Origin of the sequence: Streptomyces sp. NPDC015125 (assembly GCF_043080045.1) — a bacterium.
In the GTDB taxonomy this organism is placed as follows: domain Bacteria; phylum Actinomycetota; class Actinomycetes; order Streptomycetales; family Streptomycetaceae; genus Streptomyces.
Genome location: NZ_JBIBVF010000017.1, coordinates 110,459 through 132,859, shown reverse-complemented (window position 1 = coordinate 132,859; position 22,401 = coordinate 110,459). Strand labels below are relative to the sequence as shown.

At 71.7% G+C, this 22,401-nt stretch carries 19 protein-coding genes and 3 pseudogenes; 11 read left to right on the top strand and 11 right to left on the bottom strand.

Annotation, left to right across the window (positions count from 1 at the left end; translation table 11 throughout):
- Nucleotides 1–73 precede the first annotated feature (73 nt).
- Both ACF088_RS28780 and argF read left to right on the top strand, forming a co-directional pair.
- On the top strand, nt 74–1,309 hold the full coding sequence (locus tag ACF088_RS28780; protein WP_392378766.1) for an arginine deiminase: 1,236 nt from the start codon (nt 74–76) through the stop codon (nt 1,307–1,309).
- 211 nt (nt 1,310–1,520) lie between these two features.
- Nucleotides 1,521–2,525, top strand: coding sequence for an ornithine carbamoyltransferase (gene argF, locus ACF088_RS28775; protein WP_392378765.1), 1,005 nt, complete (start codon nt 1,521–1,523; stop codon nt 2,523–2,525).
- Between the two features lie 30 nt (nt 2,526–2,555).
- On the opposite strand, the pseudogene ACF088_RS28770 reads toward argF, so the two are convergent.
- Nucleotides 2,556–2,678: pseudogene (locus tag ACF088_RS28770) on the bottom strand (ATP-binding protein); the annotation flags it as partial.
- Nucleotides 2,679–3,167: 489 nt separating this feature from the next.
- Nucleotides 3,168–3,455, bottom strand: a pseudogene (locus ACF088_RS28765) (ATP-binding protein); the annotation flags it as partial.
- A 356-nt stretch (nt 3,456–3,811) separates the two neighbouring features.
- Here ACF088_RS28765 and ACF088_RS28760 point away from each other — a divergent pair.
- Nucleotides 3,812–4,639, top strand: coding sequence for an enoyl-CoA hydratase family protein (locus tag ACF088_RS28760; protein ID WP_311624555.1), 828 nt, complete (start codon nt 3,812–3,814; stop codon nt 4,637–4,639).
- A 2-nt stretch (nt 4,640–4,641) separates the two neighbouring features.
- Complete coding sequence (locus ACF088_RS28755) at nt 4,642–6,978, top strand: oxidoreductase (RefSeq protein WP_392378821.1); 2,337 nt, start codon at nt 4,642–4,644, stop codon at nt 6,976–6,978.
- Between the two features lie 192 nt (nt 6,979–7,170).
- Here the strand turns inward: ACF088_RS28755 and ACF088_RS28750 are convergent, their stop codons facing one another.
- Together ACF088_RS28750 and ACF088_RS28745 are read right to left on the bottom strand one after the other, a co-directional pair.
- Entirely contained in the window at nt 7,171–8,145 is a 975-nt protein-coding gene (locus ACF088_RS28750; RefSeq protein WP_392378764.1) for a ScbA/BarX family gamma-butyrolactone biosynthesis protein, read from the bottom strand.
- 144 nt (nt 8,146–8,289) lie between these two features.
- Nucleotides 8,290–8,886 carry a ScbR family autoregulator-binding transcription factor gene (locus ACF088_RS28745; protein WP_392378763.1) on the bottom strand — a complete coding sequence of 199 codons (597 nt, stop codon included), beginning with the start codon at nt 8,884–8,886 and terminating at the stop codon, nt 8,290–8,292.
- Nucleotides 8,887–9,111: 225 nt separating this feature from the next.
- Here ACF088_RS28745 and ACF088_RS28740 point away from each other — a divergent pair, with 225 nt between their 5' ends.
- Nucleotides 9,112–10,140 carry an MDR family NADP-dependent oxidoreductase gene (locus ACF088_RS28740; RefSeq protein ID WP_392378762.1) on the top strand — a complete coding sequence of 343 codons (1,029 nt, stop codon included), beginning with the start codon at nt 9,112–9,114 and terminating at the stop codon, nt 10,138–10,140.
- 58 nt (nt 10,141–10,198) lie between these two features.
- Here ACF088_RS28740 and ACF088_RS28735 read toward each other — a convergent pair whose 3' ends face one another.
- Nucleotides 10,199–10,834 (bottom strand): TetR family transcriptional regulator, encoded by a 636-nt coding sequence (locus ACF088_RS28735; protein ID WP_392378761.1) that lies wholly within the window; start codon nt 10,832–10,834, stop codon nt 10,199–10,201.
- A gap of 483 nt (nt 10,835–11,317) precedes the next feature.
- Between ACF088_RS28735 and ACF088_RS28730 the strand changes: the two genes are divergently transcribed.
- Nucleotides 11,318–12,049, top strand: a complete 732-nt coding sequence (locus tag ACF088_RS28730; RefSeq protein ID WP_392378760.1) for an HAD family hydrolase — start codon at nt 11,318–11,320, stop codon at nt 12,047–12,049.
- A 25-nt stretch (nt 12,050–12,074) separates the two neighbouring features.
- Here ACF088_RS28730 and ACF088_RS28725 read toward each other — a convergent pair whose 3' ends face one another.
- Both ACF088_RS28725 and ACF088_RS28720 read right to left on the bottom strand, forming a co-directional pair.
- Nucleotides 12,075–12,926 carry a PaaX family transcriptional regulator C-terminal domain-containing protein gene (locus ACF088_RS28725; RefSeq protein ID WP_392378759.1) on the bottom strand — a complete coding sequence of 284 codons (852 nt, stop codon included), beginning with the start codon at nt 12,924–12,926 and terminating at the stop codon, nt 12,075–12,077.
- Between the two features lie 9 nt (nt 12,927–12,935).
- A complete protein-coding gene (locus tag ACF088_RS28720; protein ID WP_392378758.1) occupies nt 12,936–14,537 on the bottom strand; it encodes an AMP-binding protein in 1,602 nt (533 codons plus the stop codon).
- A 239-nt stretch (nt 14,538–14,776) separates the two neighbouring features.
- On the opposite strand from ACF088_RS28720, the gene ACF088_RS28715 reads away from it, so the two are divergent.
- Nucleotides 14,777–15,910 (top strand): acyl-CoA dehydrogenase family protein, encoded by a 1,134-nt coding sequence (locus tag ACF088_RS28715; RefSeq protein WP_392378757.1) that lies wholly within the window; start codon nt 14,777–14,779, stop codon nt 15,908–15,910.
- Here the strand turns inward: ACF088_RS28715 and ACF088_RS28710 are convergent.
- Complete coding sequence (locus ACF088_RS28710; RefSeq protein ID WP_392378756.1) at nt 15,876–16,421, bottom strand: hypothetical protein; 546 nt, start codon at nt 16,419–16,421, stop codon at nt 15,876–15,878. The genes ACF088_RS28715 and ACF088_RS28710 overlap by 35 nt on opposite strands.
- A gap of 264 nt (nt 16,422–16,685) precedes the next feature.
- On the opposite strand from ACF088_RS28710, the gene ACF088_RS28705 reads away from it, so the two are divergent.
- The gene (locus ACF088_RS28705) at nt 16,686–17,486 is read left to right on the top strand and encodes a VOC family protein (RefSeq protein ID WP_392378755.1); all 801 of its coding nucleotides are present in this window, start codon (nt 16,686–16,688) and stop codon (nt 17,484–17,486) included.
- A gap of 134 nt (nt 17,487–17,620) precedes the next feature.
- Here ACF088_RS28705 and ACF088_RS28700 read toward each other — a convergent pair whose 3' ends face one another.
- Nucleotides 17,621–17,803, bottom strand: a complete 183-nt coding sequence (locus ACF088_RS28700; RefSeq protein WP_392378754.1) for a hypothetical protein — start codon at nt 17,801–17,803, stop codon at nt 17,621–17,623.
- Nucleotides 17,804–17,836: 33 nt separating this feature from the next.
- Nucleotides 17,837–18,127: pseudogene (locus tag ACF088_RS28695) on the bottom strand (dTDP-glucose 4,6-dehydratase); the annotation flags it as partial.
- 12 nt (nt 18,128–18,139) lie between these two features.
- Here ACF088_RS28695 and ACF088_RS28690 point away from each other — a divergent pair.
- The 3 genes from ACF088_RS28690 to ACF088_RS28680 all read left to right on the top strand — a co-directional run bounded on the left by ACF088_RS28690 (nt 18,140) and on the right by ACF088_RS28680 (nt 21,089).
- On the top strand, nt 18,140–18,412 hold the full coding sequence (locus ACF088_RS28690; RefSeq protein ID WP_392378753.1) for a hypothetical protein: 273 nt from the start codon (nt 18,140–18,142) through the stop codon (nt 18,410–18,412).
- Nucleotides 18,409–18,648, top strand: coding sequence for a flavin reductase family protein (locus ACF088_RS28685; protein WP_392378752.1), 240 nt, complete (start codon nt 18,409–18,411; stop codon nt 18,646–18,648). The genes ACF088_RS28690 and ACF088_RS28685 overlap by 4 nt, the downstream gene beginning before the upstream one ends.
- Before the next feature lie 317 nt (nt 18,649–18,965).
- Nucleotides 18,966–21,089: an ATP-binding protein gene (locus ACF088_RS28680; RefSeq protein ID WP_392378751.1), complete on the top strand. Its 2,124-nt coding sequence runs from the start codon at nt 18,966–18,968 to the stop codon at nt 21,087–21,089.
- On the opposite strand, the gene ACF088_RS28675 is transcribed toward ACF088_RS28680, so the two are convergent.
- The coding region (locus ACF088_RS28675) for a hypothetical protein (protein WP_392378750.1) at nt 21,079–22,401 on the bottom strand (1,323 nt) is incomplete at its 5' end. The genes ACF088_RS28680 and ACF088_RS28675 overlap by 11 nt on opposite strands.

Sequence of the window (22,401 nt, the reverse complement as noted above, 5' to 3'; positions counted from 1 at the left end):
CGCCGCCCGCCCAGGGCGAACCGACATCCGCCGACTCCCTCCGCCGAGCCGTCCGAGCGGCCAAGATGGGTGGATGGGATTCCAAGTCGACTCCGAGGCCGGGCGGCTGCGCCGGGTCATCCTGCACCGCCCCGATCTGGAGCTGAAGCGGCTCACGCCCTCGAACAAGGACGCCTTGCTCTTCGACGACGTGCTGTGGGTGCGCCGGGCGCGGGCCGAGCACGACGGGTTCGCGGATGTGCTGCGCGACCGGGGGGTGGAGGTGCACCTCTTCGGGGAGCTGCTGGCCGAGAGCCTGCAGCTCCCCGCAGCGCGGAAGCTGGTTCTCGACCGGGTCTTCGACGAGAAGGAATACGGGCCGCTGGCCACCGGTCATCTGCGGGCGGCCTTCGAAGAGCTGCCGGTGCCGGAGTTGGCGGAAGCCCTGGTCGGAGGCATGACCAAGCGTGAGTTCCTGGAACGGCATGCCGAGCCGACCTCGGTCCGCTTCCATGTGATGGATCTCGACGACTTCCTGCTGGGCCCGCTGCCCAACCATCTCTTCACCCGCGATACCTCGGCCTGGATCTACGACGGGGTCTCGATCAACTCGATGCGCTGGCCGGCCCGGCAGCGCGAGACCGTGCACTACGAGGCGATCTACCGCCACCACCCGCTCTTCCGTGACCAGGACTTCCACGTCTGGTCGGAGGGGCAGGCGGACTTCCCCTCGACCATCGAGGGCGGCGACGTCCTGGTGATGGGCAGCGGCGCGGTGCTTATCGGAATGAGTGAACGGACCACTCCGCAGGCCGTGGAGCTGCTGGCGCGGGGGCTGTTCGCGGCGGGTTCGGCGCGCACGATCGTGGCGCTCGACATGCCCAAGCGCCGGGCCTTTATGCACCTCGACACCGTCATGACCATGATCGACGGGGATACCTTCACCCAGTACGAGGGACTGGGGATGCTCCGCTCGTACACCATCGAGCCGGGCTCGGGCGACCAGGACCTCAAGGTCACCGATCATCCGCCGGAGCATATGCACCGCGCCATAGCGGCCGCGCTGGGGCTGTCCGACATCCGGGTGCTGACCGCGACCCAGGATGTGCACTCGGCGGAGCGTGAGCAGTGGGACGACGGCTGCAATGTGCTGGCGGTGGAGCCGGGCGTGGTGGTGGCGTACGAGCGCAATGTCACCACGAACACCTTTCTCCGCAAGCGCGGCATCGAGGTGATCACGATTCCGGGCAGTGAGCTGGGGCGCGGACGCGGAGGGCCGCGCTGTATGAGCTGTCCGGTGGCGAGGGACGCGGTGCCGGGGGCAGCCTGAGCGTGAACCCGGATCCGTTCGGCAAGGTATGACCCCGGAGCCGTCCGGGGAGTGTGACCCGGTATCCCTTCCATGGGGCGTGGCCCTGGTCCATGGGAGAGGCGTCGGCCCGGGACAGGGCCGGTGGCTCCGTATAGGGATGCGCGAGTACGTATACAATTCCAGGGCTTGCCCGAGTCCGTCCCGACTGCCGCGAACCAGGAGCCCACCGATGGCGATAGACCTCACCGGCCGCCACTTCCTCAAGGAGCTGGACTTCAGCGCCGAGGAATTCCGCCGACTGATCGACCTGGCGGCCGAGCTGAAAGCAGCCAAGCGCGCCGGCACCGAGGTCCCTCTTCTACGGGGCCGGAACATCGCCCTGATCTTCGAGAAGACTTCCACCCGGACCCGCTGCTCCTTCGAGGTCGCGGCCGCGGACCAGGGTGCCTCGACCACCTACCTGGACCCGTCCGGCTCGCAGATCGGGCACAAGGAGTCGGTGAAGGACACCGCCCGGGTTCTCGGCCGGATGTTCGACGGTATCGAATTCCGTGGGAGCCGGCAGTCCGACGTCGAGGAGCTGGCGGCCCACGCCGGAGTGCCGGTCTTCAACGGGCTGACCGACGACTGGCACCCGACCCAGATGCTCGCCGACGTACTGACCATGGTCGAGCACGGCCGGGGCCGCCCCCTGGCCGAGACCGCCTTCGCCTACCTCGGCGACGCCCGCAACAACATGGGCAACTCCTACCTCGTCACCGGAGCCCTGCTCGGCATGGACGTACGGATCGTCGCGCCCCGGCAGCTCTGGCCCGACGAGACGGTGGTCGCCCACGCGCAGCTGCTCGCCGAGACCAGTGGCGCCCGCATCACGCTCACCGAGGACGTCGCCGAGGGCGTGCGCGGCGCGGACTTCGTGACCACCGACGTCTGGGTCTCCATGGGCGAGCCGAAGGAGGTGTGGGACGAGCGGATCACGCTGCTCGCCCCGTATGCGGTCACGATGGAGGTGCTGCGCGCGACCGGCAAGCCGGAGGTGAAGTTCCTGCACTGTCTGCCCGCGTACCACGACCTCGGTACCGCGGTCGGCCGGGAGATCCACGCCCGTCACGGGCTGTCGTCGCTGGAGGTCACCGACGAGGTCTTCGAGTCCGCGCACTCCGTCGTCTTCGACGAGGCGGAGAACCGGATGCACACGATCAAAGCGGTGCTGGTCGCGACGCTCGCCCGGTAGGGCCGGCTTCCCGGGCCACCGGGGTCGGCGTCAGCGCCGGCCTGAGCGCTGCAGCTCGGGAAGGGTGAACCAGACGGCCTTGCCGCGGGGCGTGGGGCGGCAGCCGGAGGCGGAACTGAGGAACCGGATCAGCAGCAGTCCACGGCCGTGGTCATGGTCCTCGTGCACATCGGTATCCGCAGCCGAATCCGCCTTCCCGTCCGCATCCGCCTTCCCGTCCGCATCCACGGCAACGTGGACATTGCCGTGGCTCTGGGCATCGTCCGTGCCGTCGGCCCTATGAGTAGCACCGGCCCCGTCGGTGTCATCCGCCCCGTCGGTGTTCTCCGCCCCGACGGGGCCCTCCTCGTGGTCCTCCTCGTGGTGTCCGGCAGGCTCGGTGCCGTCCGTCTCGTCGCGGCGCCCGGCCCGCCCGCCGCGCTCCGTGCGCTGCATCGGGAAGTGGCCCTCACCGGTGGGGTGACCGTCCGCCGCGCGAAGACCGTCTGCCGCGCGAGGCCCGTCTCCCGCGGGGCGCCCGGCCGCGGCGCCGGGCCCGTCCGCCGTGCCGGGCCCGTCCGCCGCGCCGGGCCCGTCCGCCGCGCAGAACGGCGCGGTGCCGGCCGGCGTCCCCACCGTGACCGGAGCGTCCAGACCCGGCAGGGGCAGCGGGCCGCCGAGCCCCCGGACGAGGAGGGGATCGCCGTCGTGCACCTCGATCCGGCAGCCGGTCGGCCGCAGCTCCACCACCAGCTCGATGGGGTCCGTATCGCAGGTGTGCTTCAGGGCATTGGCGACGAGTTCGGCGGTCAGCAGCTGTGCGGTGGTGCGGTCGGCCGTGGCCCGGAGGTCCTGCAAGGCGGTTCTGACCATCGCACGGGCGATGGGGACGGCCGTTGCGCTGCGCGGCAGCGTGATGCGCCAGGTCGAGGGCGCGGGCGGTTCCAGCATGTGCTGTCCGTTCCGTTCGCAAAAGGCCGGGCCGGATACCTGAGGCCAGATGGGATGCGTCCACGGTAGGAAGCGCGGGGGCGGTCGGAGCAGGGGCGAGCGACCGGGAAGGGTACGACTTAAGTCATACGGCGGCCGGGACCTTCGGCCCGTGGCGGGGCCGCGCCGCCGTGCCTTCGCGACGCCAAGCCGTGCCGCCGCGACGCCGTGCCGCCGCGACGCCGTGCCGCTGCGACGACGTGCCGCCGCGCTGCTATCGCGTCCTCGTGACGACAGTCACCAACCGGTGATAACTTCGACAAGGCATCCGGAACACCATCCACCCGGCCGGTCGGCCAAAGGGGGCAGGCAGCCCGATGAGCCCGTTCGCAGGATCAGCCCGCAGTACAGACGCCTGGCAACACATCCGCGTGACCAGGAAGGACGGGATCGCCACCGTCACGCTGGCGCGCCCGGACAAGCTCAATGCACTCACCTTCGAGGCCTACGCCGACCTCCGCGATCTGCTCGCGGAGCTGTCCAGGGAGCGTTCCGTACGTGCCCTGGTGCTCGCGGGGGAGGGGCGCGGCTTCTGCTCCGGCGGCGATGTCGAGGAGATCATCGGCGCCACCCTGGGCATGGACACCGCGCAGCTCCTGGACTTCAACCGGATGACCGGGCAGGTGGTACGGGCGGTGCGGGAGTGCCCGTTCCCGGTGATCGCAGCGGTGCACGGGGTCGCGGCCGGAGCCGGCGCGGTGCTGGCGCTGGCCGCGGACTTCCGCGTCGCCGACCCGTCCGCCCGATTCGCCTTCCTCTTCACCAAGGTCGGCCTCTCCGGCGGTGACATGGGTGCGGCCTATCTGCTGCCCCGCGTGATCGGCCTCGGCCATGCCACCCGGCTGCTGATGCTCGGCGACGCCGTCCGGGCACCGGAGGCCGAACGGCTCGGCCTGATCAGCGAGCTGGCCGACGAGGGCCGGGCCGACGAGGCGGCCGCGGCGCTCGCCCGACGGCTCGCCGAGGGGCCCGCGCTGGCACACGCCCAGACCAAGGCGCTGCTCACCGCGGAGCTCGACATGCCGCTGGCCGCCGCCGTGGAGATGGACGCCGCCACCCAGGCGCTGCTGATGAACAGCGCCGACTATGCGGAATTCCACGCCGCTTTCACGGAGAAGCGGACGCCCAAGTGGCAGGGGAAATAACCATGCGGGTCGCCGTCATCGGCGGCGGACCGGGCGGGCTGTACGCCGCGGTCCTCCTCAAGCGCCTCGACCCCACCCGCGAGATCACCGTCTGGGAGCGCAACGCGCCCGACGACACCTTCGGCTTCGGCGTGGTGCTCTCCGACGAGACCCTCGGCGGTATCGAGCACGCCGACCCGGAGGTCTACCGCGCACTCCAGGCGGAGTTCGTCCGCTGGGACGACATCGACATCGTGCACCGCGGCCGCACCCTGACCTCCGGCGGGCACGGCTTCGCCGCGCTGGGGCGGCGCCGGCTGCTGGCCGTGCTCCACCGGCGCTGCCGCGACCTCGGCATCGCACTGCGCTTTCGTACCGAGGCCCCGCCCGCCGCCGAGCTGGCGCGCACGCATGACCTGGTGATCGCCGCCGACGGGGTGCACAGCGCGACCCGCACCGCCCATGCCGATGCCTTCCGACCGCAGCTGACCACCCACCGCTGCCGCTACATCTGGCTCGCCGCCGACTTCGCCTTCGACGCCTTCCGCTTCGAGATCGCCGAGACCGAGCACGGCGTCGTCCAGCTCCACGCCTACCCCTTCGCCGCCGGGCCCTCGCCCGCCCCGCAGCACCCCGAGGCGCCGCACTGCGGGACGGCGGAAGGCACCCTCGGTGCCAGCACGGTCATCGTCGAGATGCGCGAGGAGGTCTGGCGGGCGGCCGGACTCGACCGCTGTGCCGAGCACGAATCGGCGGAGTGGTGCGCCAAGGTCTTCACCGACGCCCTGCGCGGCCGGTCGCTGCGCTCCAACAACTCCAGCTGGATCGCCTTCCGTACGGTCGTCAACGACCGCTGGTCGCACGGCAATACGGTGCTGCTCGGCGACGCCGCGCACACCGCGCACTTCTCCATCGGCTCGGGCACCAAGCTCGCCGTCGAGGACGCCCTCGCGCTGGCGGCCTGCCTCCAGGAGCAGCCCGACACCGCCAGCGCCCTGGCCGCGTACGAGGAGGAGCGCCGCCCGATCGTCGCCTCCACCCAGCGCGCCGCCCGCGCCAGCCTCGCCTGGTTCGAGGAGCTGGCCACCTATCTCGACCAGCCGCCCCACCAGTTCGCCTTCAACCTCCTCACCCGCAGCCGCCGCGTCACCCACGACAACCTGCGGCTGCGCGACCCCGGATTCGTCGCGGCCGTCGAGCACGAGGCGGGCACCCCGTCCGCCACGCCCCCCATGTTCATGCCGTTCCGGCTTGGGGAGCTGACACTGCGCAACCGCGTCGTGGTCTCCCCGATGGACATGTACTCCGCCGCGGACGGTGACGGCACCCCCGGCGACTTCCACCTCGTCCACCTCGGAGCCCGCGCGCTGGGCGGCGCCGGGCTGGTGATGACGGAGATGGTGTGTGTCAGCCGCGAGGGCCGGATCACACCGGGCTGTACGGGGCTGTATGCGCCGGAACACGAGACGGCCTGGCGCCGGGTCACCGACTTCGTCCACACCTCCGCGCCCGGCACCGCCATCGGCGTCCAGCTCGGCCACTCCGGCCGCAAGGGCTCGACCCGGCTGATGTGGGAGGGCATCGACCAGCCGCTCCAGGACGGCAACTGGCCCCTCGTGGCGCCCTCCGCACTGCCCTATCGCCCCGGCGTCAACCAGATCCCGCAGGCGTTGTCCGCGACCGAACTGAACACCGTCCGCGAACAGTTCGTCCGCTCCGCGGAGTCGGCCGCCCGGGCGGGCTTCGACCTTCTCGAACTCCACTGCGCCCACGGCTACCTGCTCTCCGGCTTCCTCTCACCGCTCACCAACCACCGCACCGACGCCTATGGCGGCGATCTCACCGGCCGGCTGCGTTTCCCGTTGGAGGTCTTCGACGCGGTGCGCGCCGTCTGGCCGGCCGGCCGCCCGATGACGGTCCGTATCTCCGCGACCGACTGGGCGGACGGCGGCACCACCGCGGACGACGCGGTGGCGATCGCGCGGGCCTTCACCGAGCACGGCGCCGATGCCATCGATGTGTCCACCGGACAGGTCGTCCCCGACGAGCGTCCCGACTACGGCCGCTCGTACCAGACCCCGTTCGCCGACCGGATCCGCAACACCCTCGGCGTGCCGGTCATCGCGGTCGGTGCCCTCTCCTCCTGGGACGACGTCAACTCCCTGGTACTGGCCGGGCGCGCGGATCTGTGCGCACTGGCCAGACCGCATCTGTACGACCCGCACTGGACGCTGCACGCGGCCGCCGAGCAGGGGTACGCGGGGCCGGGCGCCGTCTGGCCGCTGCCCTACCAGGCGGGCAGCCGCACCCCGCCCACCGGACGTACCGATGCGCCGAAGCCCCGCCTCACGCTGCGGTGACGGGGAGGCACGGGCAGCGGGGCGGGGCCGTTCCGTGGCCGGCCCGGCAGTGGGCGGAGCGGGACGGCGAAGCAGTCGGCCGGGGGAAGGGGCCCCTCGGTGAGGGGCCGGTCCGGGAGCCGGCGGGCCGGTGAGGACGGCCGGTCAAGGGTGGCCGGGTCAGGGGGGCCGGGCGCCCGGCGGGGCGGGCGGTCAGGCCGTCGGTACGCAGGCGATCTGCGCCGAGACCACCGGCTTGCCGTGCTGTTCGACGGCGACCTCGATCTGCCGGCGGTCGCCGTCGGTGCGGCCGGTGGTGCGCGCCTCAACCCAGGAAGGCGCATCGAGTTCGGCGTATCGTTCGAAGGCACAGTCCATCGAGGCGGGCACGGTGAAGCCGGGCGTTGCCGCCTGCGCGGCCTGCCGGGCGGCCTCGACCATCAGCATCCCGGGCGTGTGATCCACGGGATGGTCGAAGAGCACCGGGTGCGAGGTGTCCACCCGCAGTTGCCAGCGATCGGGGCGGTCGGTGGGGGAGAGCACCACATCGCGTGCGCGTTCCCGGGCGACCAGCTGCGGGGCGACGGCCTCCGGCAGCGGCACTTTCCGGGAGTTGGCGAGGGCCAGATCGCTGTATGCGCCGCGCAGCCGGCGGTAGACGGCCGGGCTGTGACAGGAGTAGAGGAGCGTCGCGGAGGCCAGGTCGGCGCCGTCGCAGACAATCCGGAACTCCTGGCGGACGCTGACCAGCCGGGTGCCGCGGTGGACCAGGTCGTGGTCGGTGATGTGCAGCGCGACCTCGGCCGGCTGCTCCGTGGCGCGCAGCGCCTGCGGCGCGAGGTCATAGCGGACCCGCTGCCAGATGATCTGGTGGTCCAGCGGCACCCGATGCGCGACATGGCTCAGTAAAATCCCGGCCTGCCGGATGGTCTCTATCAACAGCAGCGGGTCGTGCAGCCCGTGGGCCGGACCGTAGAAGGTGTGGGCACGCGGCCACTGGGCGCTGACCACCCAGCCGTCGTCGCCGGCCCGCCAGTTGGTCAGGAAGACCTCGGATACGGCGGTGCGGTGGACGTACTCGCGCGGCACGGTCGTGGTGAGCTGCGGTGGTCGGTTGCCGTCGGCGAACCGGCCTCCGAGGTCGTGGCGCTGATCGGGCAAGTACGGTGTGAGCGTGGCGCCGGCCATGGGACTTCCTTTCCGTGTGCGGCTCACGACGCCCTGACGGGCTGAGCCTCGGTGGTGATAGCCCGACCGTAAGATACGGGCCATGTGGTTTGTTTTTGGGGGCCCCTGAACAAGCCCGACTCCGCCGGGGGCAGGGCCGGGGCGTCAGACCGGGATCTTCACGCTGCGGCCGTGCGGGTCCAGATGGCCCAGCGCGCCCGGCGACGCGAGACCCGGCAGAGTGTGCTTCCACAGGGCCGTGACGCGCTCCGGGAGGTCGGCGCGGTTGGTCGCGGCCCGCGAGAACAGCTGCACTCCCATATACGCGGAGACAAAGAACTCGGCCGCCCGGTCCGGTGCCACGCCCGCCAGCAGCTCGCCGTTGTCCCGGGCCTCGGTGAACATCGTCGTGATGATGTCGGTCCAGGCCTGGTACGGCACCAGCGGGTCCTCACTGAACGTCGTCTCGACCGCGATACGGGTACCGGCCTGGAGCAACGGGTCACTGCGCAGGGCCAGTGCCACCTGATGCGTGAAGTCGATGGCGTCCTGCAGCCGGGACTCGCTGACTTGCGGCAGGAACGGATCCGTCTGCTCCGTTATCACCGCGCGGGCCAGTGCGTTCTTGGACGTGAAGTGGAAGTACACCGCTCCCTTGGTGACCCCGGCGCGCTGGATGATCTCGGCCATCGTGGCCGCCTGGTACCCGCGGCTGCCGATGACATGAGCCGCTGCTTCGAGGACGGCACGTCGGGTGCGCACAGCGCGCTCCTGCTTGACCACCGATCATCCTCCGTATGCTCTCTTGGAGTTGTTGTGCCTGGGTGCGACCCGCTGCCCGTGGCCGCGCAGTCTATTTCCGCATCATAAAGAAGCCAACCATGCGGTATGGAATTGCGCGGAACGAGTGGGAAGTCGAAAGGGCGCGATCCGGCGTCGCGAACCGCTGCGGCGCCGTCGAGTACTACGAGCGCGAGGAGCCGTCCGATGCCCCCCACCGTCGTCCCCGCCATACCCGCCATGCACCGCGAGGTCCGGCTGGTCGACCGGCCCGATGGTGAACTGGCCGTAGGTCACTTCAGCATCGCCGAGGTCCCGGTGCCACAGCCCGCGCCGGGGCAGGTGCTGGTGCGCACCCGTCTGATGGCGGTGACCGCGGCGATGCGGTCGCAGATGACCGGAATGCGGCTGCCCATGGCCTCATTTGTGCCGGGTGAGGCGCTGTGGGGCTCCGCGGTCGGTGAGGTGGTGGCGGCTCCCGGCGGCGGCTTCACGCCCGGCGAGCTGGTGCATCACCCCTACGGCTGGCGCGAGTTCGCGGCCGTCGAGGAGTCGCGTGTCCGGCGGCTGGAGGCGGACGCGCTGCCGACTGCTGCCGCGCATCTGTCGCAGGGGGCGACGGCCTGGGGCGCGCTGCGCCGTGCCGCCGAGGTGCGGCCGGGGGACACCGTTTTCGTCACCGGAGCGGCGGGCGGTGTGGGCAGCCTGGCCGGGCAGTTGGCGCGGCGGCTGGGCGCCAGCCGGGTCGTCGGCAGCACCGGCTCGGAGCGCAAGGCGGCCCGGCTGCGCGCCGAACTGGGGTACGACGACACGATCGTGCGCGGCGCCGCGCCGATCGAACGCCAGCTGCGCCGGGCGGCGCCGGGCGGCATCGATGTGCTGCTGGACACCGTGGGCGGCGAGCAGCTCACGGCGGCGCTTGCCATGGCACGCCCCGATGCCCGGTTCGCACTGGTCGGCGCACTCTCCAGCCAGCTGGGCGGGGGTGTCGGCGGCGCCGCTCCGGTGGAGTTGGATGCGGGGCTGATCATCACGCGGCGGGTGCTCCTGCGCGGCTTCGGCCTGCACGCGCACCCGGATCTGCCGCAGGAGTGGACAAAGGAGTTCGGTCAGGGCCTGCGGGAGGGCTCGTTGGTCTTCCCGCATGCCCTTCTGAAGGGGATCGAGCAGGCGCCGCGGGCGCTGTGCGAACTCACACAGGGACGTCATATCGGGGCCGTGCTGGTCGAGTTGTGAGGTCGGGGCGCGAGGGCCGGGGCGGGGCGGCGGGGGAGGCCGTACGGGCCGGACCGGGTCAGCCGGCCGCCGGGATCTGCGTCGGTGCCGGGATGCCGACGGCGGGAACCTGTCCGGGCGCGGCCGGCAGCAGGGCCCACAGGCCGACCACGGCCTCGCGCTCCCACCACGTCCGGTCCTCGCTGCCCAGATGGAGCAGGCCCACCACGAGCGAGGTCAACAGCTGTGCGGTGCGCCGCGGTTCGGTGTCCGACGCATGCGGTCCGACCGGTCCGCCGGTCCCGCAGGTCACCGCCTTGTCGAGGAAGAGCGCGTACCAGCGCTGCTCCAGGGCGTAGATACCGAGCCCCGGCGCGGTCTCCGGACGCAACCGCAGTCCGGCGCGCAGCACGGCGTCCGACTCCACCCGCCCGAACAGCTCGACGGTGAAGTCCCTTACGGCGATGGCCAGTGGCTCCGGGGAGCGGGTGAAGACGTCCTCGATCTCCTGGAGGGTCGCGAGCGCCGCGTCCCGCACCGCGAGTGTGAGGTCGTCCTTGGAGGTGAAGTGGAAGTAGAGCGCTCCCTTGCTCAGCCGGGCCCGCCGGCTGATCTCGACCATGCCCGCGGCGGGTACCCCCTTCTCCAGGAAGGTCTCTGCGGCCGAGCGGATGAGTGCCTGGCGGCTCTGGATGGCGCGATGCTGGGTGGGCACGGTGTCCGTCCCGTCTCTAGTACGGCTGCGAGCTCCATGCAGTGTACATAGAAAACCAACCATGCGGTTCTGTATGCTTCGGGTGATTGGCCAGAACTGGCGGGCCCTGACGCGAAGTCGGCGATCGGCCGCTCGATCGGAGCCCCGGCGACGTGTGCGGCGCGCTACGCCCCCAGTCTGGCTCCCGGCAGGGGTGTTGTCGACCCGTCAGGGGCGGTAGGGGTCCATTGACAAACAGCGCAGACGGTTTTTAAATCTCCGAAGGCGGCAAACGGGAAGGTCCCTTCCGTTGCAGCCGCCTTGACGGTCGCGTACCGCCGTTGGACAGCGGTGCGCCATGGCGAGACCGCCTTTGCCTTCACCGGTCCTCGACCGCAGGCCGCCCCATCAGCCGAGCGAGCAACGTCACCCGAGCCCCTGCACCCCCATCGGAATCCGGAAAGGTCTCCAGCCATGCGCGTAGCAACGGAAGTCGAACGTCCCGTGAGAGGTGCACGGGGCGCCGGCGGCGAGACGATCAGGGCCGCCGTCTTCGATCTGGACGGCACCCTCGCCAACACCCTGCCCCCGATCAGCAAGCTGCTGGTCAAGGTGGCCTCGGAACAGGGGTGTTCGGTGACCGCCCGGCAGGCGGCCTCCGCTATCGGCAAACCTCCCGGCCCCGCCTTCGGCCGGCTGCTGGGCAAGCCCGAGGACGACGGCCGGGTGCAGGCGGCCATCTCCCGCTACCGCGAACTGTTCGCCTATGAAGTCCTGTGCCAGGGACCGCAGCTGCTCTTCCCGGGTGTGACCGCGGGACTGTCCGCGCTGCGCGCCCACGGCGTGGAGCTGGCCGTCGCCACGTCCAAGACCACCCGCAGCGCCGAGGCGCTGCTCGATGTCATGGGCATCCGCGACCTGGTCGGCCCGGTCATCGGCCAGGACATGGTCCGGCGCGGCAAACCGCACCCGGAGATGGTGCTGAGGGCGGCCGGCCGGCTCGGTGTCGCGGCCTGGCAGAGCGCGTATGTGGGGGACACCGTGGGGGACATGAGGATGGCGGTCACCGCGCGGATGGAGCCGGTCGCGGTGACCTACGGGGTCGGCACGTTCGGCGAGCTCGCCGCGGTCGCCGGCACCCGGATGTGCAGCTCCTTCAAGGACGTGGTCTCCGTGATCGCTGCTGCCAGGCCACGGCCGGGCGTCGGGGTGGGGGCCCAGCAGCGCCGTCGCTGAGGCGGCGGGTGGCGGAGCGAGGACGCTACGCCCCGGTCGTCAATTCGTGCGCGTAACGGGCCCCGGCGGCCTGCAGTACGGCGTGCAGCCGGCTGAACACCTCCGCCGCGCGGCCCCCCGGCCAGTCCTCCGGCAGGAGGGGAGAGGGCAGTCCGGGATCCGCGTAGGGCAACTGACGCCAGGCGTCCAGCGCCAGCAGATAGTCGCGGTAGGCCGCTTCGGGGGGCACCGAGCGGCGCCGCGACCACTGCCGGAGGACGGGTTCCTGCTCCTCGAGGAAGGCGCGGTGCCGCGCGGCGATGGCGTCCAGGTCCCACCAGCGGGCCACCGCGTCCGCCGTGGGGGCGAAACCGGCGTGCTCACCGGTGAACAGGTCGACGTACGGGGACAGTTGCAGCCGCTCCAGAGTGTGCCGGGTCTCCTCGTAGAGCTGCGCGGGGGCGATCCACACGCCCGGTGCCGCGGTGCCGAAACCGAGCCGCGCCAGCCGGGAGCGCAGCAGATGCCGCTTGTGCCGCTCCTCCTCGGGGACGGAGAAGACGGCCAGCACCCAGCCGTCCGACAGCCGGGCGGCCGGCCGGCCGAAGATCCGCCGGTCGCCGTCCTCCAGCAGTTCGCGGCCCGCGTCGGACAGCCCGTACGCGGCCGCCCCGGTGGCCGTACGGGCGGGTACCAGCAGCTCGCGACGCTTGAGACGGGAGACCGCGGAGCGCACCGACGGCGGATCCACTCCGAGCGCACCGAGGAGCCGGATCAGGGCGGCGACCGGCACCGGGGCGGCCGTACCGCCCGCGGACCCGGCCCCGCCTCGCCCGTAGGCGCCGTAGAACGTGACGATCAGGGACCGTGGGGTGCGCTGTGTTTGCTGGTCGTTCACCGGGTCACTCTAGAGGGGGTCCCGCAGCCGGAAGCGCTGGAGCTTACCGGTCGGGGTGCGCGGCAGAGAGGTATGGAAGACGATCTCGCGCGGACATTTGTAGGGCGCGATCCGGGTCTTGGTGAAGGCGCGGAGCGCGGCGACGGTGTCCTCCCCCCGGGAGACGCCGGGCCGCAGCACGACATGGGCGACGACCACCTGCCCGCGGTCCTCGTCGGCCCGTCCGACCACCGCCGCCTCGGTCACATCGGGGTGCCGCAGCAGTGCGTCCTCCACCTCGGGGCCCGCGATGTTGTAGCCGGCCGAAATGATCATGTCGTCCGCACGGGCCACATAGCGGAAGTAGCCGTCCGGTTCGCGGATGTAGGTGTCGCCGGTGAGGTTCCAGCCGTCCCGTACGTAGTCGGTCTGCCGGGGGTCCGCGAGATAGCGGCAGCCGGTGGGCCCCTGTACGGCGAGCAGCCCCGCTTCGCCGTCCGGCAGCGGTGTGCCGTCCGCGCCGACCACCCGCGCCCGGAAGCCGGGGACCGGCACTCCCGTCGTACCCGGGCGGGCCGCCCCGTCGGCGGCCGAGACGAAGATGTGCAGCAGCTCCGTGGCGCCGATGCCGTTGATGATCCGCAGACCGGTCGCCTCGTACCAGGCCTGCCAGGTCGCGGCGGGCAGGTTCTCACCGGCCGATACGCACCGGCGCAGCGAGGAGATGTCGTGCCCGGAGAGCTTGGGCAGCATCGCGCGGTAGGCGGTCGGCGCGGTGAACAGCACCGAGATCCGGTGCACCGCGATATCGCCGAGCAGGCGTTCGGGCCCGCCCCAGTCGGCGAGAAAGGCCGAGGCGCCGGCCCGCAGCGGGAAGATCACCAGCCCGCCGAGACCGAAGGTGAAGCCGAGCGGCGGACTGCCGGCGAACACATCGTCCGGCTCCGGACGCAGTACCTGCGCCGAGAAGGTGTCCGCGATGGCGAGCACATCGCGGTGGAAGTGCATACAGCCCTTGGGGCGGCCGGTGGTGCCGGAGGTGAAGGCGATCAGTGCCACATCGTCGGCGGAGGTCTCCACGGCCGGGTACGGCGCGCCGCCGGGCCGGGCCAGCTGCCGCAGATCGCCCGGCCCGTCCCCGCCGAACGTGGTGATCCGCAGCCCCGGGACCTCGGCCTTGACCAGGTCGTCGACCGAGCGGACGTCGCACAGCGCATACCGGGCCTGCGCGATCCCCGCGATCGTGGCCAGCTCCTCGGGGCGCTGCGTGGCCAGCACGGTCACCGCGACCGCCCCCGCCTTCATCACGGCGAGCCAGCAGGCGGCCAGCCAGGGCGTGGTGGGCCCGCGCAGCAGGACGCGGTTGCCCGGCAGCACCCCCAGCCGGCCGGTGAGCGCATGGGCGATCGCGTCGACCTGCGCACGCAGCTGCCCGTACGTCCAGACCGGCCCGCTCGCGTCACGGACCGCGGGCCGGTCGGCGCCGAGCCGCGCGATGGTGCCGTCCAGCAGCTCGGCGCCGCAGTTCAGCCGGTCGGGGTAGCCCAGGTCGGTGAGGTGCGGCCACTGGTCGTGGGGCGGCAGCCGGTCGCGCGCGAAGGTGTCGGTGTGGGCCGAGGACCGTAGCTCCATGGCGTATGCCCCCTGGGGCGTGTCTTACGGATCATGGCGGACTCGCGAGAAGGGGGCCGACGAGCGGCCGGGGGAAGGAGGGACGAGGGCGATGGACGGTGCGGCAACCGGTCGGGAGGGCGTGGTTGCCTGCTCGTTCCACGGGTCGGGTACTGCCGTTCGGATCCGTCGTCAGCGTAACGTGTTCGTGACGGCAGTCAACAGACCGCGATAGAGGACCGCTACCAGGGAGCCGCCTCGTGACCGTATTCGCGCTGGGACCGGATGAGCAGGAATGGTGCGCCGAACTGCGCGCGCTGACGGCCGAACGGCTGAGCCCGCTGGCGGAGAAGGGCGAGGAGGGCCGGGTCAACCGCCCGCTGGTCGCGGCCCTGGGCGAACTGGGCCTGCTGCGCCGCCTGTTCCCCGACGGCGGCGCCTTGCGCGCCCTGGACCTGTGCCTGCTGCGGGAATCCCTCGCCCAGGAGTGCACGGAGGCGGAGACCGCACTGGCGCTCCAGGGCTTGGGGGCCTATCCGATCGTGCAGTCCGGGACCGAGGCCCAGCGCGCCCGCTGGCTGCCGGAGGTGGCCGCCGGCCGTGCGGTCGCGTCGTTCGCGCTGAGCGAGCCCGGCGCGGGCTCGGACGCCGCCGCGCTGTCCCTGGCCGCCGAGCCGGACGGCCCGGACGGCTGGCGGCTCACCGGCGAGAAGTGCTGGATCTCCAACGCCCCCGAGGCGGACTTCGCCACCGTCTTCGCCCGCACCGGAGGCGGGGCGGGCGCGCGCGGTGTCACGGCCTTCCTGGTGCCCGCCGGCCGGCCGGGCCTGACCGGCGCGCACCTGGACATGCTCAGCCCGCACCCGATCGGCACGCTTCAGTTCGACGGCACGCCCGTGACCCGGGCAGATGTCCTGGGCGAGGTGGACGGCGGCTTTGCCGTCGCGATGGCCACCCTGAACCTCTTCCGGCCGAGCGTCGGCGCCTTCGCGGTCGGCATGGCGCAGGCCGCGCTGGACGCGGCGCTCACGCACGCGGGCGCGCGCACCGCGTTCGGCGGCCCGCTCAGGGACCTGCAGTCCGTCGGCCACCAGCTCGCCGAGATGGCCACCCGGGTCGAGTCCGCCCGCCTCCTGGTGTACGCGGCCGCATCCGCGTACGACACCGGCGCCCCGGACATCGCCCGCCGCTCGGCCATGGCCAAGCTGCTGGCGACCGAGACCGCCCAGTACGTCGTCGACGCCGCCGTCCAGATCCACGGCGCCCGCGCGCTGCGCCGTGGCCACCTGCTGGAACACCTCTACCGCGAGGTCCGTGCGCCCCGCATCTACGAGGGCGCCACAGAGGTGCAGCGCTCGATCATCGCCAAGGAGCTGTACCGGGAGCGGCCCTGAACTCCCTTGCGGAGCAGAGGCGTTGCCGGACTCGGCGGGTGGCCTTCCCGACCTGGCCCAGCTTGCACTCGCCCGACTTCGGCCCCTGCCCGTTGGGGCTCTTGAGGAAGGTGCCGGAGACAGCGGCGGGCCGGGTGGAGCCGGCGGCCACCGCATCGACGGAAATCGCCGCGGAACCGAAGGTGGCCCCGGTTTCGTCGGTGAACTGCACGGTGCCGTTGTGGCTCGCCGAGCTCTGCGAGTTGCCGTTCGTCACGCTCAGCTTGGCGCTGAGCGTGCCGGCGGCGCTGTCGACCTGGCAGTCGGTGAGGTGGATGTCCGACTCGGGCGGTGTGGTGGACCCGGCGGTCGGCGAACCGACGCTGCTCCCGCTGGTGGTGTTCCCGGAGCTGCTGTAGCCGCTGGTGCCGGAGCTGCTGTCGCCGCCGCTGCTGCCGGAGCTGTGGCTGCTGCCGCAGCCCCGCCGTGCGAATGCCGTGCGCCGGTCAGCGCGACGACCACCAGTGCGCATGCGGCAACGGCACGAACATGGCGAAGTTTCATGCGTTTCTCCCCCGTGGTGGCGGCCGCCCCTGTTGACGCCCGCTGTGTGCGCCCGCTGTGTACGCGCACCCATACCCATACGCGCATCCGATTGGCGATGCATTCGCTGCTGCTGCTTGACGAGCGCGCGTCAGGCCGGCAAGCACGCGCGCGGACGCCGAATCCCGGCCGACGGGCGGTTGTCAGTGCCGGATGGCAGGCTGAATTCAGAGGATCCGCGAAGGGAATCGTCATGATCACTACTGCCTTCGTCCCCGGCTCCCCGTGCTGGCTCGACCTCGGCGCCCCCGATGTCGAGGTCGCAACGGCCTTCTACCGGGCCGTGTTCGGCTGGCGGTCCGAACCCTACGGTGACCAGGGCGCGGGCGGATATACCCTCTTCCGGCTCGACGGCACGGCTGTCGGCGCGGTCGGTCCGCTCCCCGAGGAGGGCGCCCGCTCCGCCTGGACGCTCTACTTCCACACCCCCGACGCGGATGCCACGGCCAAAGCGGTGGAGCAGGCCGGCGGCTCGGTCCGCTCCGCGCCCGCCCTGGTCGGTGCGGACGACGGCAGGTTCGCCCGGCTCGCGGACCCGCAGGGCGCGGAGTTCGCCGTCTGGCAGCCGGCGCGCTACCCGGGTATCGAAGCCGCGGACGGTCCGGGAAGCCTGTGCTGGACGGAGCTGTACACCACCGATCCGGCCGCCGCGCAGACCTTCTATACGACGGTCTTCGGCTGGAGTACCCAGGACATGCCGCTGCCCGGCGGTGGCGGCAGCTACACCCTGCTCACCCCCGCGGGATGCGGCGAGGACCGGATGCACGGCGGCCTCATGGGCGTCCCCGCGGATCTGCTCGGGCCGGGCGGAAAGCCGTACTGGCACCCGGTGTTCGGCTCCAAGGACACCGACGCCACCGTCGGACTGGTGACGGGCAACGGCGGCACGCTGTCCATGGGCCCGGAAACCGCCGAGGGCGTCGGCCGGCTCGCCGTCTGCAACGATTCCTCGGGCGCGGAGTTCGTGGTGCTCACCCCCCAGGGGGCCCTGTGACCGCGCCGCCCTCGGCCCCACGACCACCGGCCGCCCCGGAGGACGGCCTCCGCCTCGCGGGAGCGGCAGCCGGCCCGCCGCTGAGACAGCCGCATCCACCCGCGCCGACCCATGGATCGGTTGGGGGACAGCCCTTAGCGCCGGAAGCGACGCGCTACACCGATCGCCACTCCCAGCGCGACACCCACGCCGATGCCGATGCCGAGGTTGTCAAAGACCAGCAGTCCGAGTGTGACTCCGGCCAGCAGACCGAAGGAGATGCCGAGAGCGAGGACCGCGTCAGGAGACGGGGTGCGCTGTTCCTCGTTGTCTGTCATGCGGCCATTGTGCGGCAAGCGGGCAGACCATGATCACCCGATGGTCGCCGCAGGCCGGACCGGTGAACGGCACCACCAGTCGCGGTTCGCCCGATACCGGGCCACCGTTTCCGCCGGTCCCTCGTCGAAGGCATGATGCGGCCCGTACCCCAACTCGGTGCGGATCTTTGACCGGTCGACCGAGTAACGCAGATCGTGGCCCTTGCGGTCCGCCGGCTGGTCGACGCTGTCCCAGTCCGCGTCGCATGCCGTGAGGAGCCGGTCGGTGAGCTGTCTGTTGGTGAGTTCCGTGCCACCGCCGACGTTGTAGACCTCCCCGGCCCGGCAGCCGACGAGGTGCGCGCCGATCCGCGGGTGGTGGCACTGCAGCTCTCCGTCGCGCCCGGTGACACGGTGGCCCCCATCGCCTGGTCGTACGCCCGGTCCGGGCTGCTCATCGTCCGTGGCGAGTCGGCCGACGAAGCGCGTGCCCTGGCCCACGAACTGGCCGCCCGGATCACCATCAAGACCCGACCCGACACGGCGTCGGGCACACCGCGCTCCATCGCGGCCGTGGCCCCCCGGCCCGGACGGCTGCTCGGCACCACGCCCTCGGGGACGGGCTCGTGACCACCGTGGCGCCCACGGTCGGCGCCGGTCGGCTGTGCACCGCACTGCGGGGGCACGCCTCCGGCGTCGCGGTACTCACCGCGGCCACGCCCTCCGGCGCCGCCGGGGTGACGATCACCTCGTTCACCTCCGTGAGCGCCGAACCGGCTCGGCCGTCGATGTGCAGAATGCGCCGGCGGCGGCCGGCTGGCTGGACGGTGACCAGTTCCGTGTCTTCCGTCGGGTGGCCACGGTGAGGATGCAGGCTCTCAGGAGAGGCTGCGCTCCGGATCCGCGTGGGTGTGCTCGTTCACCGGGAAGCCACTCCACGGGATGCTGGTCACTACGCTCGGTCGGTCGGAACACGGGCTGTCCTCCCCGGGCACGTAGGTGCGTCGGTCCGGATGGACGGTGAGCCGTTCGCCGGCCGGCCGCGGGCGGCGGATCCTCACCTGGCCGGGCCGGCGGGGGGTCGCAAGTCGGGGCCATGATGGGCCAGATCGTTTCCCCGCTTCGCTTCGGCTTGGATACAGTCCGGCAGGGGCCGCACATCGGTACCAGGGGAGGGGCTGGCGTGTTCGAGATCGTGACGGTGGGGGCGCTCACTGCATTCCTGACCGCGGTGGGCAATGGCGCCGCAGGGGAGATGGGCAAGCAGGTGCTCGTCTCGACGGGCGCGCTGGTCAGGCGGACCCTGGGGAGGGAGACGCCGCTGCCGGCTACTTCGGAGGGTCGGGAGATGCTGGCGCGGGTACTGCATGCGCAACTGAGCCAGGAGGCGCGGCAGAACGGCGAGTGGGCCCAGCTCTTGCGGAGCATGCCGGAACCGACGCTGCTCCTGAGCCCTGGTGTGGGACTACCGCCTGCCACCAGGAACTTCACCGATCGCCAGCGGGTACTGAAGCAGCTGACGCGAGAGGCGGGGCGACCGGCAGCAGGTCGGCCACGGGTCGCTCTGCTCCATGGGCCGCCGGGAATCGGCACCACTGCGGTGGGACTGTATTGGGGTGCTGCCCAGATCGCCCAGTACCCCGATGGCCAGTTCTACGTCGACCTCCGTCATGACGCCTCCGCGTCCGGACCGGCACCGTCAGCCGTCTTGTTGCGTCTGTTGCAGAAGATGGGGATCGAGCCGGAGCGGATGCCTCCCACGGAAGCCGGACGCGAGGAGTTGTACCGACAGCTGACGGCCGGTCGCAAGGCACTGGTGGTGATCGACCACGCCTCACACGTCGCACAGGTCCGCAACCTCATCCCCGCCGCTCCCGAGGTCTTCCTCCTGGTGATCGCATCCGGCCCGGCTTTCGCGCTGGAGGCTGAGCGCATTGCCGTGCCGCAGCTCAAGGACCGGGACGCGGTGAAGATGCTGCGGAAGGTTGCCGGCCCGGAAAACGTCGCACGTGCCAAGCCAGAGCTGCCGGCACTGCTGGACCGCTGCGCGGGCAACCCCTTCGCCCTGAAGGCGGCGGCGGTCCGCCTGCTGACCGAGGAACCGCCGCTCCCGGATGAGGTGGACGGGACCACCGGGCACTCTCCGGTGCTCCGCATGGTCCGGGTCGCGTGTCGCGGACTCGGTCCACGGACGGCGCGGCTTTGCCGGCTGACGGCAGTGGGCGGTTGGCCTGCGTTCGACGCCGACCTGGCCGCGGCCACCGCGGACGTGGGCGCGCAGGAAGCCGCCCGGATGCTGACCGAAGCAGTGGACGTTCAGCTGGTGGAACCGCTGCATGACGGCCGTTTCCGCTTCCGGCCCGAGGTGCAGCGCCTCCTGACGGATGCCGCAGGTCCAGAGCACGGAATCTCCGAGTGCGCCGCAGCGGTCTCTCGTACGCTCGACCACGTGCTCAACCGTGCGCTGCATGCAGCACATGCCGCACTGCCACGAAGCTGGCGCGTCGAGCCCGCCCCGGCAGCGGGGGCGGCCCACCCCGACGAGGCCGCGGGCATGGCTGCCTTGCGGGCCGAGGCCGCAAACGTGCTGCGGGCGGTCTCCGTGGCCCAGGAATATGGACACCTCGGTACTGTGCTGCGCCTGGCCCGTTCCCTGTGGCCACTTCAGATGAAGGCCGGGTACTGGGACGAGGTACTGCCTGCCCTCCGGATTGCGGTCCGGTGTGCCGACGAGCAGCACCCGGATTCCCGCACGGCAGCGGGAGTTCACTTCCAGCTCGGCCACTGCCTCGGTGAACTGCAGCGATGGGACGAGGCCGACCAGGAGACGCAGCGTGCCGTCGCCTGCGAGCGCGCAGCGGGCCATCTGCTGGGCGAGGCGTCGTCCGTGGAGCTGCTGGGTCTGCTGCAGCTGCACCGGTGGCAGTACGCCGCAGCGTACGAGCGGTTTGTCGAGGCAGAGCACCTGTACCGACGCATCGCGCCCGGCCAGGAGGGTGCGGAGAGCCTTCCGCGCGCCCTGGCACTGGCCGGGCGTCACCAGGGGCGTGCTCTGTGCGGCATGGGCCGACTGGCTCAATCCCGCACCCACTTGGAGAACTCACGGAGCTTCTTCGTGCAACAGGGGGAGGCGTACAACCAGGGCCGGGTCCTCACCGACCTCGCGGAGACGCTGCACGCCGGGGGCGACGACACCGCAGCGCTGGTCGAGATCGCCGAGGCCGAACGGCTGCTCAGGCCGGAGGGAGCAACCCCGCACCTGGAGTACCTCGCCCGCCTGCGGCAGCGCTGCGAGGCTAACGACTAGCAGCCGCTACCGGGCGCACCTCGACCGGGTGCACACCACCGGCCACGTGCACCCGGAGCACCGTCCCATCGCGGGGCACCGTACCGCCGTCCAGCAGCCACGCGTGCAGCGCCGAGGCGTACGCCGCCGGATCGGCATCTGCACCCGGGCCCGCCGACAGCCGGAGCACGCCAAGGGCCCTGGTGCGCACCGTGCACCGGTCCGGCCCGCTGACATATGCGGCGAGGGAGCAGTGCGGATGACGACGCAGAACCTCCGCAGTCCACACCTCTGCGCCACCCAAGCGAGGGTCGTCCACCGGTCCGTCCCGCCAGATCACGTCAGCCGTCGCCAGGTCCCCGGGATCGAGGGTGTCCTCGTGCACGGACCGGTGCGTCAGGCCGGCAGCGCCGTACGGATGCCCCGCGGAACGCTCGACGACGACACCCGCACCACGGGCATGTGTACGGACATGCGTACGGACATCCAGCGGAGTGGTGCGTCGCGGGGGATCGTGAGGCGGCAAGGGCAGCGGCTCCAGGAGCGCGGGCGCGGTGGGCTCGGGGAGCTCCATCAGCGTGTAGAAGTGCCGCCGCAGCAGTTCTGCCGAGGCTCCCGGGGCCGAGGTGGTGAACTCCGCAGGCCCGGCGAGCGGCCGGTGCCGCGCCAGGAGATCCGCCAGCTGGTCACGCAAGGGGCCGTGCGGGTCGAGCCGCGGAGCCTCCCTCACGAACTCCGCGAGCGGCGCCTCGGGGTCCAGCCTGCCCTCCCCGGTGGCCGACAGCAGCACGGGTACGCCCAGCGCCGCGGCATAGTAGGAGACCGCCCCGAAGTCGCCCAGAACAACATCCGCCGCAAGGATGGCCTGCCGCCAACCCTGCACGGGGTCGATCAGGCTCAGCCCGCTGCGACGAGCCCGGTCCAGCCACACACGGATCTGCCCCGGACCGTGCCCGTACCAGATGTTCGGATGCAGGACCGCCGCCGGCCGGTAGTCGTCGGCAGGCAGCTCGGCGGCAAAGCGGCGCAGCAGATTCGGCAAGACATCCTGGTCACCGCCGTTCCCGAAGAAACCCTCCGGGTTCCAGGTCGAGTTCAGCACGACGAGCCGCTGACCACGGCGCACGCCCAAGGCCCGCCGGAACCGCTCCCGGTACATGTGGCCGGCCAGCATGCGGTCGAAGCAGGGGTCGCCGGCGAGCACGGCTGTCTTCTCGGCCTCGGGGCACACCCGGCGCAACCGCTCCAGCTGCTCCGGATGCGAGAGTACGAGGCCGTCCGCAAACGGTTTGCCGTCCGCCAGCAGCCACTCCGGCGACAGCCCGAACGTCGG

Coding starts and splice junctions, on each gene's coding strand:
- ACF088_RS28705 (WP_392378755.1), top strand. CDS start 16,686: ATGATCACTACTGCCTTCGTCCCCGGCTCCCCGTGCTGGCTCGACCTC.
- ACF088_RS28740 (WP_392378762.1), top strand. CDS start 9,112: ATGCCCCCCACCGTCGTCCCCGCCATACCCGCCATGCACCGCGAGGTC.
- ACF088_RS28750 (WP_392378764.1), bottom strand. CDS start 8,145: ATGGCCGGCGCCACGCTCACACCGTACTTGCCCGATCAGCGCCACGAC.
- ACF088_RS28780 (WP_392378766.1), top strand. CDS start 74: ATGGGATTCCAAGTCGACTCCGAGGCCGGGCGGCTGCGCCGGGTCATC.
- ACF088_RS28710 (WP_392378756.1), bottom strand. CDS start 16,421: ATGCGCACTGGTGGTCGTCGCGCTGACCGGCGCACGGCATTCGCACGG.
- ACF088_RS28760 (WP_311624555.1), top strand. CDS start 3,812: ATGAGCCCGTTCGCAGGATCAGCCCGCAGTACAGACGCCTGGCAACAC.
- argF (WP_392378765.1), top strand. CDS start 1,521: ATGGCGATAGACCTCACCGGCCGCCACTTCCTCAAGGAGCTGGACTTC.
- ACF088_RS28755 (WP_392378821.1), top strand. CDS start 4,642: ATGCGGGTCGCCGTCATCGGCGGCGGACCGGGCGGGCTGTACGCCGCG.
- ACF088_RS28700 (WP_392378754.1), bottom strand. CDS start 17,803: ATGACAGACAACGAGGAACAGCGCACCCCGTCTCCTGACGCGGTCCTC.
- ACF088_RS28720 (WP_392378758.1), bottom strand. CDS start 14,537: ATGGAGCTACGGTCCTCGGCCCACACCGACACCTTCGCGCGCGACCGG.